A 15,181-nucleotide genomic window follows, 5' to 3' on the forward strand; every position below is an offset into this window, starting at 1 on the left:
GCGGCTCAAGTTTTGGGAGGTGGTCAAACACGCCGATTTTTCCACTTTAAGGCGGCTCAAGTTTTGGGAGGTGGTCAAAGACGGGCCGACACCTCGGCGACCGAATACTTCCGGTCAATCACCTGACGTACCGCTTCTTCTTTAAATTCAGGGGTAAAACGTTGAGTGCTCATGGGACCTCCTCCTATGCTCAAATCATAGGCGGGAAGTGCTTACGATTCCCGGGGCAGTCCAACGGCGGCTCTAATGGTGCGTCATTTTAAGATGTCGTCGGTGGTGGGGTTGTTCACAACGATAGCGGTACCGCACTGGAAACCGATCTTGGAATCGGCGGCGGTTCGACCGGGCACAGCGAAAGTTCGCCAGTTGGAAGCTTGGGGGAGGGATGGTGAAGAAATTAAGTAGGCGTTGGCTTCTGCTTGGTACTTGGTGGTGCGTGGCGGTCGCCGCTGTTGTAACTATCGGCGTAAAGATGGAGCGTAATGCAGAGGTACCTATGCCCGGAGAGCCTGGGAGGTCACAGCTCGAATCCCTTTTCAATACTGCAGCAACCGCCGTCGGCGGGAGCGCACTGAATGGTGGATCATACTTCCATCGCGGCGAGGCGGTCGGTGTGGATGGACACATATTGGCTAAATCGAAGACCTCGGCTTTTAAAATACTGACGGAGCAGTTTGTCGAAGATCATTGGGAAGTAAAAGATAACCAGCGGCAGGATGGCGAGATTGTCTACGTGAAGCTCTGTAAGGGTGGTATTGCCACTTTGCTTGATGGGCGAGGCGGTGTTGGTGGTGATTCGCTTTATCTGGGCGTGATTTGGGCACGCAATTCGAAGCATGTCGCTTGGTGCGAAAAATGAGGGAAAGGGCATGCGCGTTCAAGAGAATGAAATTTTTGCTACGCGTTACCCAAGCTTGACTCGTCGGCAACCGATGAGGAAATCTTTGAGTTTTACACCTTCGAGCTGCATACATTGGGTTGGATGCTATCGCCCCAAATTTCTGGGCGCCGTGAGATTCGATTTTGCGGGGATGGCGTTGGAGCCATCGTGAAGATTGAAGAGAATCCGGGGAAGGCCTATTACTTCGGTCTGGAATCCGGTAACCAAAAAAAGTCCTTGAGTTACCGCCGGGGGCCGGAGGTTCGCCGTGTTCGGGTGCCAAGGGTGATGAGCCTTCGGCGCCCAAGAAAAAAATGGGCGGGCGATTGACCACGTTGTCTGGTCTTCTAATGTTGACTTCTTTCCTCGGCTCTGCCCGAGTAGTCGCGACGGTTCGAACAACCGCACCCGCTTCTACGTCGTGCGGCAAGGCCTCAGACGGTGCCTATGTGCGTGTTTCCTTCGTATTCAGGGGTTACCATGTCGCGGTGGGAATTGGTGGAGCCTGACTTGTCGAGGGATCTCATCGCGATGGTTTTGCCATCGAGTTGAGGCCCAGAGTGGAGCAAGCGATGAAAGATTATTTTTTTGGCGGTAGTGGGTGGTGGTTCTTCGTCGTCTTCGGGTTGATTTGCCTGCTCGGGGGGATTCGCCAGATTATCGTGCGGAAAGGTCGGATACGTGGTCGTGGCGGCCACGTAACCAATTTCGAAGGGAAGGAGGCGGTAGCCCGGGGTGCGATCGCAGTCTTCATTGGTGCTGTCGTATTGCTTCTCTGCGCACTGGCACCTCACTAATGGGCTTTAGGCAGCTTGTCCGTTGTTTGGGGGGGCGGTTGCCTTTCGAACAGGGTATTGAAGTGAAAAAAAATCATAATATGAAATGGAGAATGAGCTTGCTGGCATTGTCCATTGCATGCTTACTTGGATCAGGTCACGCAGTTGCTATGGCCCGCACAACCGCACCCGCTGCAGGCATCGAGCCCTGGATGGTCGGCTACTGGAAGGTGTCAAAAAACGAGGACCCATTGCCACCCGATACCTTCGGCATCGAAGCGGACGGCACGTACATCATGCAGGGCGTCAATTGCCGGGCGGATATCCGGGGGAAGGCGCACGTGTTCGACGGGGAGATCTTCACCCGGCTTATCCTGCCCGGGAAAGGACCCATCGGGTTCATCCTCAAGCCCGACGGCCAAGGCAGCCTGACGTTCACCTCCACACGCACGCAACGCAATGCCACCTACAGCAAGCTTCCGGGAAATCCTTGTCCGAATGGCGTCGTTGGCCAGCCGGCGGGCGCCGCGACCCAGGAAGGCCACTGACAAGGCGCTGTCCAGGTCTTCCGACCTGTTGGGGTGGACCGGTTCGCGATCCCGAAGGGCGGCCGTTGCCGCCGTGCTGATGGGAGTTCTCTCTCTGGTCAGCGGCTGCGAGAGCGACCGGGCCATAGTCTGGCAGGCAGACGCGGTGTCACCAGACGGCGGATACACGGTGCATGCTGAAACCATCCAGCAAAGCGGGCCGGGAAATGCCTGGATATGGACAACGGTCAAGCTGACGCAGAAAGGACAGAAGACCGGTGTCGATATCCTCGGTCTTTCCCACGACCTGTTGCCTCGACCACCCGGGTATGCCGTTCAAATGAGATGGCTCGGGCCCCGTCGCCTCCGGTTGGCGTGGGCACCGGGAAGCAAGGTCAACTTCCAGGCCGTCAGGGCTATCACGGTGGACATTGAGGCGGGCCCAGGCGCTGGGAATTGAGCCACCATCCGTTCGCCTGACGATCGCAACTAGCCCTGCGGCAGCGCCACCGTCACGCGCAACCCGCCCTCCCTGCGGTTGCGCAGCGCGATGCTGCCACCATGGTCCAGCACGATGGCCCGCACGGTGGCCAGGCCCAGGCCGATGCCGCCGGTATCCCGGTTGCGGGAGGATTCGAGTCGGAAGAAGGGGGCGAACACCTGCTGTTGCATGGTCTCGGGAACGCCGGGGCCGTCGTCGTCCACTTCCAGCAGGCACTCGCCACGGCCGGCGCGAAGGCGAAGGCGGACGCGTTGGCCGTACTTCAGGCCGTTTTCGACGAGATTGACCACGGCGCGCCTCAGGCCGACGGGATCGCCATCAAGCGTGACGGGTGGGCCGGGCACGATCGACACGTCGTAGCCGACATCGACCAGATCGTCGGCCACGCTTTCCACCAGCAGGCGGAAATCCAGCGGTTGCCGTTGCGTGCCCAGTGACCGGTCGCGCATGAAGTCCAGCGCGGCGGCGATCATCGTTCGCATTTCGCGCAGGTCCGCGTCCACTTTTCCGCCCAGGGGCTCCGGCAGTCCATCCAGTCGAAAGGACAGGCGCGTGAGCGGCGTGCGCAGGTCGTGCGCGATGGCGGCGATCAGGTGCGTACGCTCGTGCAGCAGGCGATTCACGCGCGCCTGCATGGTGTTGAAGGCATCCACCGCGCGTTGCATTTCGGGCGGTCCCTCGCGCGGCACGGGGGGCGCGTTGGTATCCGCACCCAGGCGCTCGGCGGCCTCGGCGAAGCGGTGGATCGGCGCCGACAACGCGCGCGAAAACCACCAGGCCAGCGGCAGCAGGATCAACACGCCGGCACCCAGCAGCCAGAGCATGTCTTCCTGCAACAGATACGACGATGTCTCGCCCGGCACCCGGACGACGCGCCAGCGTCCGTCGGGCTGCTGCCATCCAACCACCGACGCGGCGCCTAGCGCCTTCCTCATGCCGCCGCGGTGGGGGTCGATGCGGGCGTCCGTCGCGTAGACGCGCAGGGCCTCTGGAAGCACGCCCAGAAGGGTGGCCAGTCGCGGCAAAAGATGCGACGAGAGTCGTGTGTCGGTGCTGTCGGGCGCCAGGGGAGCGTGGGCCTGCGTCTGTACATCCAGATCGACCGGTGGCGGCGGCATGAAATCCGCGCGGGCTGCCGGCGTGGCGCGGGGCGCACCGCGGTCCGCATGCGTGGGCTGGGTACCGGGGGTGTCCCCGTGGCCGATGTCCTCAGCCGGGGCGACCGGCATGTCGTCCATGCGCAGGGCCGTCGCCACGTCGAACAGGCTCACGGGGGGCGGGGCCATGGGCGGCTGCCAGGCCAGCAGGGCTATCCCGATCCCGGAGGCGACCAGCAGGGCGCACACGGTCAGCAGGAAGGTGCGTATGAAGATGGACGGTCCCGCCCTTCGGCTCACAATCGGATGACCTTCGGTAGCAGCATGTAGCCCTCGCTGCGTACGGTACGGATCATTTCTTCCTGCACCCTGTCGTTTAGCTTTCGGCGCAACCGGCTGATCTGGGTGTCGATGGCCCGGTCGTACACGTCCGCGCGCCCGCCATAGACCAGGTCGAGGAGCTGGTCACGGCTGAGGATCCGCTGCGGGTGTTCGACGAACGCGAGCAGCAGGGCGAATTCACCGTCGGAGAGGTTGATGAAGATGTTCGTCGGATCACGCAGGTCGCGGCGGGTGACGTCCAGCCGCCAGCCGGCGAAGCCGTAGGGCCGGGCTTCCTCGGCGTTTACCGCTTCGCCGCGGCTGGTACGACGGAGCAGGGCGCGCACGCGGGCCAGCAGTTCGCGTGGGTTGCATGGCTTGGCCAGGTAGTCGTCGGCACCCACCTCCAGGCCGATGATCCGATCGGTGTCGCTGCCCAGGGCGCTGAGGATGATCACCGGCGGGCCGTGGGCCGCGGCGAGGCGTCGCGCGGCGCTCAGGCCATCCTCCCCCGGCATCATCACGTCCAGCACGATGAGGTCGGGGCGCTCGCGCTCGATCGCCAGGGTCATGGCCGCGATGTTCTCGGCGGCGTCCACGCGGTAGCCGTGACTGCCGAGGAAGCCGGTGATGAGTTCTCGCAACTCGGGGTCGTCGTCGACGACCAGGATGAGGGGGTGCAGGTCCATGGGCATTAGATACCAGACGCGCGGGCAGGGCATTTGCCGACGGAGCAAAAGAGCCGACACACAACGACACATATCGGACACGTGCCGACATTCTCCCATGGCGCCGTCCGCTTAGCGTAATCCAGCGCAGCCATGAACCAGGGAAGACCATGACGCCGTCCACCGCACCCCCGTGTTCATCCGCTTACCGGAATCGCCGTCTTGCCGTTCCAGCCGCACGTTCTTGCCGAGCCGTTACCCATGGACGAGGGTATCGCCACTAATCGTCTGCTCGCCCGTCGTTTCTGGCAGGCCCTGGTCGAGCGGGACCCCAGCCGCTTGCAGACCTCCACCCTGATCGACGGATACGCCGGGGAACGCCTCCGCCTAGGCGTCTTTCGCCACCTGCCCCATGTGCTGACCGAGGCGGCGCTGTCGCACGATCACCGTCAGTCCGTGCTGCTCAGCCTGCAATTGGACGGTCAGGCCCACGTCGAACAATATGGGCGGCACGACGACCTGCGCGCCGGCGACTTCTGCCTCATCGACCTGTCGAAGACGTTCCGCCTGGATGTCGGCCGCTGCACCGTGCAGACGATCCATCTTCCGCTAGCCTTGCTACGCGATGCGATTCCCTCCGTGAGCGAGGTGGCCGCCATCGGGCTGCCCGGTCACCTGGCGTCGGTCGGCTTCCTGAGGGTGTTGTTCCAGGAACTGTTCGCTCACCCCGCGGGCCTGACGGAGCCGGTAGCCGACCGGCTGGCTGACGCCATCCCGCACATTCTTGCGGCGGCCCTGGCGTCGGTGGGAACCGGTGGCGACAGCGAGTCCCGGCTTCGCCAGTACCACAAGCGCCAGGTGCGTCAGTACGCGCGCGAGCACCTCACCGACCCCGAGCTGTGCATCGACATGATCGCCAAAGGGGTGGGCCTGTCATCCAGTCATCTATTCGACTTGTTTTCCGATGAAGACCTGACGCTCATGCGCTGGGTACGCCTGGAGCGCGTGATCCGCTGCCAGCGTGAACTGGCCGATCCGAGGTTGCGTCACCGAAGCATCGCGCAGATCGCCCATGCCTGGGGCTTTGGCGACATGACGAATTTCGGTCGGTGTTTTCGCGATTACGTCGGCATGTCGCCACGGCGATTCCGCCAGTCGGCCATGCTTGGCGACGTGTCGGCGCAAGACCTTACGGACGTCCAAACATTCAACCAATGGCCGAATGACGGGGAAGTTTTCGCCGAATAGGTGCATGTTCTTAACACTAGATTGATGTCGTGGCCATGCGCCACGCTAAGTTCGCACCGAATCACACGCCACGGTTACCGGGGGAAGAGCGCTTTGCCGAGCGCGGGCCCCGTGGCGTCGCTTACTAAAATTTTGGGGAGTTCCGACGTGAAGAATCCGACATCCATCCGGCTCAGCCGGATCAGCCTCGCCTTGGCGATGGCCCTGGGCAGCAGCATCGCCCTGGCCCAGTCGACCACGGGAAGCATCTTCGGCCAGGCGCCGACGGCCGAGGGCGAAACCGTCCAGGCCAAAAGCAGCTCTGGCGTCACCCGCGAGGTGACGGTCGGTAGCGATGGTCGCTATACCGTGGGCTCGCTGCCCCTGGGCACGTACACCGTCTCGCTGGTGCAGGGCGGCAAGGTCGTGGACACCCGTGCCGACATCACCCTGCGCGTGGGTTCGGGCACGGAGGTGTCGTTCGTTTCCGCGGGTAACGCCGCCGCCGCCACCAGCCTGGGCTCCGTGACGGTGTCCGCCAACACCATGCCGGCCATCGACGTTTCCAGCGTGGACGCGCGCACTGTCATCACGTCGCAGCAGTTGGCGAAACTCCCCCTGGCACGCAGCGCGGAAGCCATCGCCTTGCTGGCGCCCGGCGTGGTGCCCGGCTACAGCGGCTTCACCAGCGGCACGACCGGCACATCGCTGGTGTCGTTCTCGGGCTCGTCCGTCACCGAGAACGCCTACTACCTCAATGGATTCAACACCACCGATCCGCTCAGCGGCTTCGGCGGCATCAGCCTGCCGTACGGGGCGATCGACCAGCAGGAGATCCTCAGCGGCGGGTACGGGGCCGCCTACGGACGATCTGACGGCGGCGTGATCAGCCAGAGCGGCAAGCGTGGTACCAATGAATGGCACTTCGGCGCCCAGGTGCTGTGGACCCCGGCCTTCGCCCGCGGCACAAGCCCGGACAGCTACTACGTCACCGGCGCGAAGGACGGCGATATCTATCGTCGGTATTCGCAGAACAATTCGTGGGAGACCACCGAGAGCGCCTATGTGGGCGGCCCGCTGATCAAGGACAAGCTGTTCTTCTTCGCCGCCGTGGAAGGCGACAAGCGCTCGGGCAACAGCATCGGCCCGGTCACCTCGTCGTATAACACGCACTACCAGTACAACAACCCGAAGTGGTATGCGAAGGTCGACTGGAACATCAACGACAACAACATCCTCGAACTGACGGGTGCGTCGACGAAGACCTCGTACAAGGGCAACCTGTATAACTACGACTACGACACCAAGCAGACGAGTGGCCTGAACAGCTTCGATACCTCGACCAAGAACAGCGCCCAGGTATCCATCGCCAAGTACACCAGCTACATCACCGACGACATCACGCTGACCGCCATGTACGGCAAGCAGAAGATGACGTATTTCAGCCAGACGCCGGGCTACGATCCGACGCTGACGTATATCAGCGGTTCGGAGTTCGAGAATCCCGACATCACCGGTGGCAACTCCATCGTCAATTCACAGACGGTGCTTACCGCCAACAACCCCAACCATCGGGCCACCAGCAACAACCTGCGCCTGGATCTGTCGTGGAAGCTCGGCGACCACACGATCACGGCCGGTATCGATAACCTCGATTCGCACGACATCGACGACGGCCAGACGGGCAGCGCGTGGATCTACGCGTTCGGCGACCCGAACACGCCGATCAGCGGATCACCGTTCGTTGCCGCGCCCGGCACCGGCCCCGGTGGACAGACCGGCTACTACGTGTCCAAGTACCTCTACAGCACGTCCGCCTCGGTGCGTGTCAAGCAGCGCGCCCAGTACATCGAGGACAGCTGGCAGGTGGACGACCGCTGGCTGGTCAAGGTCGGCCTGCGCAACGACCAGTTCACGAACTACAACCCGGATGCCCAGGCCTACCTGCGCATGACCAAGCCGCAGTGGGCGCCGCGCCTCGGTTTCAGCTGGGACGTGCACGGCGACTCGACGCTGAAGGTGTACGCCAACGCCGGTCGCTATTACCTCGCCATGCCGGCGTCGGTGGCGCTGCGTGCGGCGGCGGGTTCGCTCTATACCAACGAGTACTACACCTACACCGGCATCGATGCCAACGGCAATCCGACGGGGCTCACCCAGTTGGCATCGGCAACGGGCGGCGCCGTATCGGCCAACAACGAGTACGGCCAGGCCCCCGATCCGAAGACGGTCGCCTCCAGCAACATTCGCTCGGAATACCAGGACGAATACCTGCTGGGCTTCACGCAGCAGATCAACCCCGACTACATCTGGGGTATGAAGGCCCAGGTGCGTAAGCTGCGCAACATCCTCGACGATATCTGCGACACCGGCACCATCGCGAACAAGGCGCAGGCGCTGGGCTACGATATCGACCCGAGCACGCTCAACGGCTGCTACCTGTCCAACCCCGGCCGGGTCAACACCTATCGCATCGTGAATCCGGCCGGTGGCTACTACAGCGTCGACGTGACGAAGGACGACTTCGGCATGCCGCACGCCAAGCGCAGCTATTACGGGCTGGAGACGTTCCTCGAGCATCCGTTCGACGGCACGTGGCAGGCCAAGATCGACTACGTCTACTCCAGGAGCTACGGCGACAGCGAAGGCCAGGTCCGGTCAGACATCGGCCAGTCCGACGTGTCGGCGACCGTGGACTGGGACTTCGGCAAGCTGATGGAGAACTCCAACGGCCTGCTGTCCAACGACCGCAAGCACCAGCTGAAGATCTACGGTTCGTGGCAGGTGGCGCCGGAATGGATGCTCTCGGGCAACATCGCGCTGCTTTCCGGCACGCCGAAGACCTGCCTGGGCTACTACGGCGCGGATGAAAGCAACCCGGTGGGCTACGGCAGCTACTACCACTACTGCGCTGGCATGCCGTCGGCACCGGGTGCCGCGGGACGCCAGCCGTGGCAGCACATCGTGTCCATCTCCGCGGAATATCGCCCGGTCTGGGCGGACAAGAAGCTGGGCTTCAACGTGATGATCTACAACATGTTGAACGAGTCGGTCGCGACGTCCACGTACGCCCTTTACGGCAACAGCAAGGCGCTCAACACCAACTACGACCGCATCAACTACTTCAGCACGCCGCGCTATGTCCGCTTCGGCATCAACTACGACTTCTGATCGTTCGACGGTTTAAGGCATTCCAACAATAAGCGCCGCGAGTCAGCCGACTCATCTCCTGCGGCGCGACGATCTCCCCAGATAAGGCTGCCGGGCTCCCACCCGGCGGCCTCTTTTTTTGCGTTTCCGCACGCTACACCGACCGCTTGGGCCGACGCTATTTCGGGGCAAGGCGGTCCAACGCGTGGATTCGCCGTCCGTTCGAGCGGGGCTCGCCCGATGAAGCAGGCCGTCATATCGAGTGCGCCACGGGCGACCGACGGCTCAATGCGACGACACGAAGGTCGAGCCCGGATGGGAGGGCGGCACCGCGAAGTCCGCTTTCATTCGCTTGGCTTCCGCCGTGGGTGGCAACCCAAACAGACGCTTGAATTCGCGGTTGAACTGCGACGCGCTTTCATATCCCACGGCGTGGCAGGCCGCCGCCGCGGTCATTCCCTCGCGGACCATGAGCAGGCGGGCCTGGTGCAGCCGGATCGATTTGAGATATTGCATCGGTGACGCACGCGTCACGGCCTTGAAGTGCGCGTGGAAGGAGGGCGCACTCATGTCGGCTTCCCGCGCCAGTTGCGCAACATCGAGGGGGAGGGCGTGGTCTTTGTGGATGCGGCGCAGCGCGCGCCCGATTCGTCCGAAATGACCTTGCTGTGCGAGGGCCGCGCGCACGTTCGGACCTTGGGGACCGGTGAGTGCGCGGTAGTAGAGCTCCCTGACGGCGGAGCGGCCGAGCACGGCGGCATCCATCGGGTGGCTCAGTACCCGCAGCAGGTGATGGACCGTTTGTCGCATGACGTCATCCATGGGGCTGGACACGAGGCTTTGCGGGCCACGGGCCGTCGGCGCACCGCCGGACTGCCCTATCTCGACCATGAGTTCGGCAGCGAGCGGAAAGTCCAGATGCAGGTACAGGGCGAGCAACGGCCGTTCGACGCTACCTTCGGACTGCATCGTGAAAGGGACCGGGGCGGCCACCGCCAGGTAGTGCTGTTCGTCGTAAAGGAACGTGGTGTCCCCGAAGTAGCCACGTTTCGCGCCTTGGCAAACGATCACGATGCCAGGGTCGTACAGCACCGGCGTATCGGCCAACGGGCGGTCGGAACGGAGCACCCGCACGTCATTGATCGCCGTGAGGTTGTATCCCTCATGAGGCGCCAGGGCGCGTAGCAATGCGACGTCGTCGGAATCGGATCTCATAGGATTGGGCAATGAGTAGCGGTTTTTCGGCATCATCGAAGCGCTTGCATCATCGCATTATTCAAGTCCCGCAAGCTCAGGAGAAGGCGATGGCATCCCGGAAAACGTTGCTCATTACCGGCGTCAGCAGCGGCTTTGGCCGCGCGCTGGCGCAGGAGGCGCTGGCTGTCGGCCATCGCGTCGTCGGTACGGTGCGGTCCGTCTCGGCTCAACGGGACGTCGACGCCTTGGGCGTGATAACCCGTGTGCTAGACGTAACCGATGTCGATGCGATTCCTCCCATGGTCGACGGGATCGAATCCGCGGTGGGGCCCCTGGACGTACTGGTCAATAACGCGGGCTACGGCCACGAGGGGCTGCTGGAGGAGTCGTCGCTCGACGATCTGCGACGGCAGTTCGACGTCAACGTGTTCGGTGCCGTCGCGATGATGAAGGCGGTGCTGCCCTGGATGCGGCCACGGCGCCGCGGGCATATCGTCAACATCACCTCCATGGGCGGCTTCATCACCATGCCGGGGATTGCCTACTATTGCGGCAGTAAGTTCGCGCTGGAGGGTATTTCCGAGGCCCTGGGGCAGGAGGTCGGGCCCTTGGGCATCCATGTCACCGCCGTGGCACCGGGATCATTCCGTACCGAATGGGCCGGGCGCTCGATGATGCGTACGCCGCGCAGCATCCACGATTACGACGCGGTTTTCGATCCTCTCCGCGAAGCACGCCGGGCCAAGAGCGGACGGCAGCTTGGCGACCCCGTGAAGGCGGCCCGGGCCATCCTGTCGCTTCTGGAGGTTCCCGCGCCCCCGGCCCACCTTTTGCTCGGTAGTGATGCATTTGGGCTGGTTCAAGGCAAACTCGAGGCCATGCAGGCCGATATCGCGGCATGGGAGGCGGTGACCCGTTCGACGGACGGATGACGGCGTGCCGCATCTCGCGCCATCGTGGATCGGTCAGCGCTCACATGCCGCAGCCATGGGTACGGCACCATCGGTTCCGCAACTCTCCATCGGACGCGGGCCAGAAGGCGCGGCACTTTCGCGGCACCCGTTCTGGGTCTATATATACAGATAAACTGTATATTGGTGAGCGGAAGCCTACCCATGGAGCAGGACGGCATGTCCCCGTCATTCAACAAGGCAATCATCCGTCGGTTCAACCAGGGCGTTATCGAACAAGGCGACCGCCGCATGTTCGACGAACTGGTGTCGCAGCGTTTCGTCAACCACAGTGCCCCGGCCGGAGCACCGGCTGACCGCGAAAGCCTATGGCATACCTTTCAGAACGTGCTCCGGCCTGCCTTCGGGCCGCTGACGGTGGTGATTCACGACCAGGTCGCCGAAGGAGACTTGGTCACGACGCGAAAAACGGTTAGCGGCGTCCATGTCGGCGTGCTGGCCGGCATCTCTGCGACGTTTCGCCAGGTCGATATTGAGGTGATCGATATCGTGCGGGTCGTCGATGGCCAATACACCGATCATTGGGGGGTGAATACCCTGCCTTCGGTGCTTGATTCGCTGCGTAAGACGGGTTGACGATCGACGGTAGCGCGCATATACAGGTTGCCTTCACGTTGCTGGAAGGGGCTGGATTTCGTGACCACATCGACCCTGGCGCCTGTGCGTCCTTCGGTGCCATGAGCACGGCGCGCAGACGGCGGGCCGCCGATACCGCGACGGATGAGGCGGCCGAAGAGGTCCGGGCAACCTTGAGCGCGTTCGTCAGGCACGTGCGTGGCGCCACGGGCTCGGTTCGTACGACACAAGGCGATACGTTGGAGGTTCTGGCTGCCCACAAGGGGATGTCCATCGCCGCGCTGGCGCGTGCGAGGGGGGTGAGACATCAAAGCATGCGCCTGGTCGTTGCCGACTTGATGTCTGAAGGCTTCGCGAAAAGCGCTCCTGATCCCTCCGACGCCCGTGCGCAACTCATCAGCATTACCGCGCTTGGACGGCGCAAGCTGGCATCCGGCCGCCGGGGGCGATCGGATTTCATTGCCGAGCGGATGAGCGAACGGCTTTCGCCGGGGGAGCAGCGGGAGTTGCTGGCGGGCATGGTTGTGTTGCGTAAACTGCTCTAGCGACCCACGTCGACAACGGGCGAGGTGGCCAGGCGAAGCACCCTGCCAAACCGCACGCGTACGTTACGCCTAGCGGCCGGCCCTGCCGTCGCAGAGGTTGTCGTGCATGCGCTTGAGATAACCCACCGCCGCGTGTCTTTCGTCAGCTGAAAATCCTGAGAAGCATCGTCTGCTGCCCTCCGCAAAGGCCTGCTGGGTTTGGGGAAGCAAAGCTATCGCGACCGGGGTCAAGGCGATGCGCTGCGCTCGACCGATCTCGGGATGGGGCGAGCGTACGATCAGGCCGTCCCTTACCAGGCGCGAGAGCATCTGAGCCATCGACGGTTGTTCGACGCCCAGCAGCCTGGCCAGCTAGGCTTGGGTGGTGGCTTGCCCATGGTTTAACGCCACAAGCACGTTCAGGCTGCCCAGGCCCAAACCCATGGGACAGTCTTGTTCGCCTGTCCCGCGACCTTCCATTTCTTTGTGCGATGTGGATAGCTCCACACTGTAGCAAGAGGATGATCGCTGAAAGCGCCATCTGATTCGCCACCTTCCGTGTTTTTTTCATGGGCAAGCGGTCTCCAGCGCTACCGAGCGATAGCCGCCTTCACGTGACAGACGCGGCTAACCCATCCGTCGTCGGGAAAGGCATCGGATACTTTCAGGTACGCGGCCGCGCTCTCCCGGTCGGCTGGCCGAGGAGGGGCGTCAGGTCGACGGTGCGATTGGCTTTGCTGGATCCGTCGGTGGTCGGGCGGTCTTCCATGCCGCGGCCGCTCCCCGGCGGCCGCGGCGTGCTCCTCAACGGCGGATCGCCGACGGCGTGTGTCGCCTCAGTGCCACGATGTTCGAGGCCTTGTAGAACGCGCGGTCCACGGCGGCATCGCCAAAGCGCTGGCTCACGGCATCCTGCACGCTGTTCGCCGTCACGCCTTCCCACTTGCCGGGCCGCAGCCACACCTTCACGTGATGCGCTTGGCTGGGGTCGGCGAACTTGCCGTCGCCGATGAATGCGTAGACGAAGTCGGCGATGGCCTTGCCGGTGACCTGGCTGGGTTGGGGGCCTTGGGCCTTCCACGTCTCAAACACCTTCTTCGCGGCATCGCGGATACGGCAAAGGGCTTCGTTTCCGGGCGGTTGGGTGAACACACTGGCGGCGCTGTCCGGCAGGCGAGCGCAATCCTTGAGCAGGTCGGTGGCGATCTCGATGAAGAACGGGTCGGGTACCACGACGCGCTCGCCCTCGTCCACGAGGAAGCCGTAGAGATGACGTTCGAAGGTATCGCCTGTCTTGAACACCGGGTGAGAGGCGAAGCTCCACTCGGCGAAGCGCGGCATGCCGATGCCGTCGCCCGGTAGCGGGAGACCGTGCAGACCCCACAGGATCAGGTCGCCGTAGTTGCTGTCGGAGAGCGTTTTCTGGCGAAGGTCGTCCTGGAATGCGTCGAGCACGGCCTTGTCGATGCTCAGCGGATCGGCGTTGACACGGGTGAGGAAACCCCGGGTAAGCACGGGCATCATCGAGCGGCTCTTAGGATCGCGGTTGACGCGTTCGAGCGCCATGGCGCGCATCGAGCGAAGTACCCAGTAGTCCTCCATGTTGCAACCGGTGACGCCGACCGCCGAGAACGCACGCTTCTGCTCTTCGCCGATGAACCACGGCGAGGTGCCGCTGACTTCGGGTGTGCATGTCGTGGTGGTGTATGACGTCACCAGGCGAGAAATGACGTCTTTCAGGGCGATCCCCACGGCCACCCAGCTCTCTTCGTTACGCTTGTAGCGCGGGTCGACGTCGACACGGCTCACGGCAAGGTCGTTGTGCCACTGGTTGAACCACGCCGCGAGTCCGTCGGTGGGCATCGGCGGCGCCTTGGAGCCGACCTTCGCAGCGAAGTGATATACCCCGCCTTGTGAGCCGATGGCGATCGACGGCTGGACCGGTCCGTCGCCATAGACAAGGCCGACGTAAAGGCTCGCGCAGATCGGCGACAGCGAGCCCGGCGGGCGGGACGTGGCGGCGCCGCCCTGTGCGCCAAAGCAGCTGAGGCGCACCGGCCATTCCACGTTCTGCGCGGCGGCGTGGGCCCATTGGCTCGATGCGGCCGAGACCGCCTTGAGGAGGAATTCGATGTACGGTGACATCAGGCTCGGCTGGAGCCCCATCTCCGGCGAGCGGATGACGATGATGGGCGCTTCCTTCGAACCCGTGGTGTCGTACTGGAAACGCACGACCGATAGCACGGGGTTCGCCAGGGACACCTTCGTCGGTTTGCCCGTGCTTTTCGCGTGCAGGTCGCGGACGTCGAACAGGCGAATGACGTCGATGCTCTTGCGGCGCAGCTCCGCGTCGCCGGGGTCGTCGCTTTGCAGGAAGATCGAAATGGCGCGTGCAAGCACGCCCTCGGCCGTGGCGTCCTCGCCCGGACGGTCGGCAGCGGCGGCACTGGCCTCCACGACCCGAATCTGCGGTGCGGCATACCGCGTCAGGGGCCACTCCAGCACGGGGCCGCGGGCGTCGACGGTGCCGCGCTCCACCAGCAGCACCGGTCGTCGCTGGGCCGCGGGTTTTTTCTGCTCGGCGGTGAGCAGGCCGTTCAATACGGTGTTGATCTCCTCGTCCATGAAGCCGAGGTAGACATCGATCAGGGGGTCCGACATGGCGTGTCTCGGTGGCACCGGCACATGCCGGTAAGCCAGCATCGCGAGGTGCACCCCCAACGCCGTATAGGCAAAGCACTGATTCGGAAGGGGCGGCGTGCGGG

Annotated in this window: 13 protein-coding genes and 1 pseudogene; 7 read left to right on the plus strand and 7 right to left on the minus strand. The window is 63.3% G+C overall.

Annotated elements, in window-relative coordinates; all coding sequences use genetic code 11:
* Positions 1-77: 77 nt before the first annotated feature.
* Positions 78-173, minus strand: a pseudogene (locus tag PI246_RS17835) (transposase); the annotation flags it as partial.
* A 212-nt stretch (positions 174-385) separates the two neighbouring features.
* Between PI246_RS17835 and PI246_RS17840 the strand changes: the two are divergent.
* Positions 386-859: a hypothetical protein gene (locus tag PI246_RS17840; RefSeq protein WP_320552674.1), complete on the plus strand. Its 474-nt coding sequence runs from the start codon at positions 386-388 to the stop codon at positions 857-859.
* A 455-nt stretch (positions 860-1,314) separates the two neighbouring features.
* On the opposite strand, the gene PI246_RS17845 is transcribed toward PI246_RS17840, so the two are convergent.
* A complete protein-coding gene (locus PI246_RS17845; RefSeq protein WP_320552675.1) occupies positions 1,315-1,578 on the minus strand; it encodes a hypothetical protein in 264 nt (87 codons plus the stop codon).
* 248 nt (positions 1,579-1,826) lie between these two features.
* Between PI246_RS17845 and PI246_RS17850 the strand changes: the two genes are divergently transcribed.
* Positions 1,827-2,204, plus strand: coding sequence for a hypothetical protein (locus PI246_RS17850; protein ID WP_320552676.1), 378 nt, complete (start codon positions 1,827-1,829; stop codon positions 2,202-2,204).
* A 468-nt stretch (positions 2,205-2,672) separates the two neighbouring features.
* On the opposite strand, the gene PI246_RS17855 is transcribed toward PI246_RS17850, so the two are convergent.
* Together PI246_RS17855 and PI246_RS17860 are read right to left on the minus strand one after the other, a co-directional pair.
* The gene (locus PI246_RS17855) at positions 2,673-4,082 is read right to left on the minus strand and encodes an ATP-binding protein (RefSeq protein WP_320552677.1); all 1,410 of its coding nucleotides are present in this window, start codon (positions 4,080-4,082) and stop codon (positions 2,673-2,675) included.
* Positions 4,079-4,792, minus strand: a complete 714-nt coding sequence (locus tag PI246_RS17860; RefSeq protein ID WP_320552678.1) for a response regulator transcription factor — start codon at positions 4,790-4,792, stop codon at positions 4,079-4,081. Before PI246_RS17860 ends, PI246_RS17855 begins: the two co-directional genes overlap by 4 nt.
* 240 nt (positions 4,793-5,032) lie before the next feature.
* Here PI246_RS17860 and PI246_RS17865 point away from each other — a divergent pair, with 240 nt between their 5' ends.
* Complete coding sequence (locus PI246_RS17865) at positions 5,033-6,019, plus strand: helix-turn-helix domain-containing protein (protein ID WP_320552679.1); 987 nt, start codon at positions 5,033-5,035, stop codon at positions 6,017-6,019.
* Positions 6,020-6,166: 147 nt separating this feature from the next.
* Positions 6,167-9,169, plus strand: coding sequence for a TonB-dependent receptor domain-containing protein (locus tag PI246_RS17870; protein ID WP_320552680.1), 3,003 nt, complete (start codon positions 6,167-6,169; stop codon positions 9,167-9,169).
* A 264-nt stretch (positions 9,170-9,433) separates the two neighbouring features.
* On the opposite strand, the gene PI246_RS17875 is transcribed toward PI246_RS17870, so the two are convergent.
* Positions 9,434-10,399, minus strand: coding sequence for an AraC family transcriptional regulator (locus tag PI246_RS17875; protein ID WP_320552681.1), 966 nt, complete (start codon positions 10,397-10,399; stop codon positions 9,434-9,436).
* Here PI246_RS17875 and PI246_RS17880 point away from each other — a divergent pair.
* From PI246_RS17880 to PI246_RS17890, 3 genes are all read left to right on the plus strand, one after another.
* Positions 10,375-11,277 (plus strand): oxidoreductase, encoded by a 903-nt coding sequence (locus tag PI246_RS17880; RefSeq protein ID WP_320552682.1) that lies wholly within the window; start codon positions 10,375-10,377, stop codon positions 11,275-11,277. The genes PI246_RS17875 and PI246_RS17880 overlap by 25 nt on opposite strands.
* A gap of 183 nt (positions 11,278-11,460) precedes the next feature.
* Positions 11,461-11,892, plus strand: a complete 432-nt coding sequence (locus tag PI246_RS17885; protein ID WP_320552683.1) for an ester cyclase — start codon at positions 11,461-11,463, stop codon at positions 11,890-11,892.
* Entirely contained in the window at positions 11,889-12,437 is a 549-nt protein-coding gene (locus tag PI246_RS17890) for a MarR family winged helix-turn-helix transcriptional regulator (RefSeq protein ID WP_320552684.1), read from the plus strand. Before PI246_RS17885 ends, PI246_RS17890 begins: the two co-directional genes overlap by 4 nt.
* Positions 12,438-12,506: 69 nt before the next feature.
* On the opposite strand, the gene PI246_RS18530 is transcribed toward PI246_RS17890, so the two are convergent.
* Both PI246_RS18530 and PI246_RS17895 read right to left on the minus strand, forming a co-directional pair.
* Entirely contained in the window at positions 12,507-12,788 is a 282-nt protein-coding gene (locus PI246_RS18530) for a MarR family winged helix-turn-helix transcriptional regulator (RefSeq protein ID WP_369335416.1), read from the minus strand.
* Positions 12,789-13,220: 432 nt separating this feature from the next.
* Positions 13,221-15,077: a hypothetical protein gene (locus tag PI246_RS17895; protein WP_320552685.1), complete on the minus strand. Its 1,857-nt coding sequence runs from the start codon at positions 15,075-15,077 to the stop codon at positions 13,221-13,223.
* Positions 15,078-15,181 lie beyond the last annotated feature (104 nt).

It is taken from the genome of Luteibacter sahnii (assembly GCF_034063545.1).
GTDB lineage: Bacteria > Pseudomonadota > Gammaproteobacteria > Xanthomonadales > Rhodanobacteraceae > Luteibacter > Luteibacter sahnii.

Excerpts from the sequence above, each read along its gene's own strand:
- PI246_RS17895 (WP_320552685.1), bottom strand. The coding sequence starts at position 15,077 with ATGTCGGACCCCCTGATCGATGTCTACCTCGGCTTCATGGACGAGGAG.
- PI246_RS17850 (WP_320552676.1), top strand. The coding sequence starts at position 1,827 with ATGGCCCGCACAACCGCACCCGCTGCAGGCATCGAGCCCTGGATGGTC.
- PI246_RS17880 (WP_320552682.1), top strand. The coding sequence starts at position 10,375 with ATGAGTAGCGGTTTTTCGGCATCATCGAAGCGCTTGCATCATCGCATT.
- PI246_RS17865 (WP_320552679.1), top strand. The coding sequence starts at position 5,033 with ATGGACGAGGGTATCGCCACTAATCGTCTGCTCGCCCGTCGTTTCTGG.
- PI246_RS17875 (WP_320552681.1), bottom strand. The coding sequence starts at position 10,399 with ATGATGCCGAAAAACCGCTACTCATTGCCCAATCCTATGAGATCCGAT.
- PI246_RS17840 (WP_320552674.1), top strand. The coding sequence starts at position 386 with ATGGTGAAGAAATTAAGTAGGCGTTGGCTTCTGCTTGGTACTTGGTGG.
- PI246_RS17860 (WP_320552678.1), bottom strand. The coding sequence starts at position 4,792 with ATGGACCTGCACCCCCTCATCCTGGTCGTCGACGACGACCCCGAGTTG.
- PI246_RS17885 (WP_320552683.1), top strand. The coding sequence starts at position 11,461 with ATGGAGCAGGACGGCATGTCCCCGTCATTCAACAAGGCAATCATCCGT.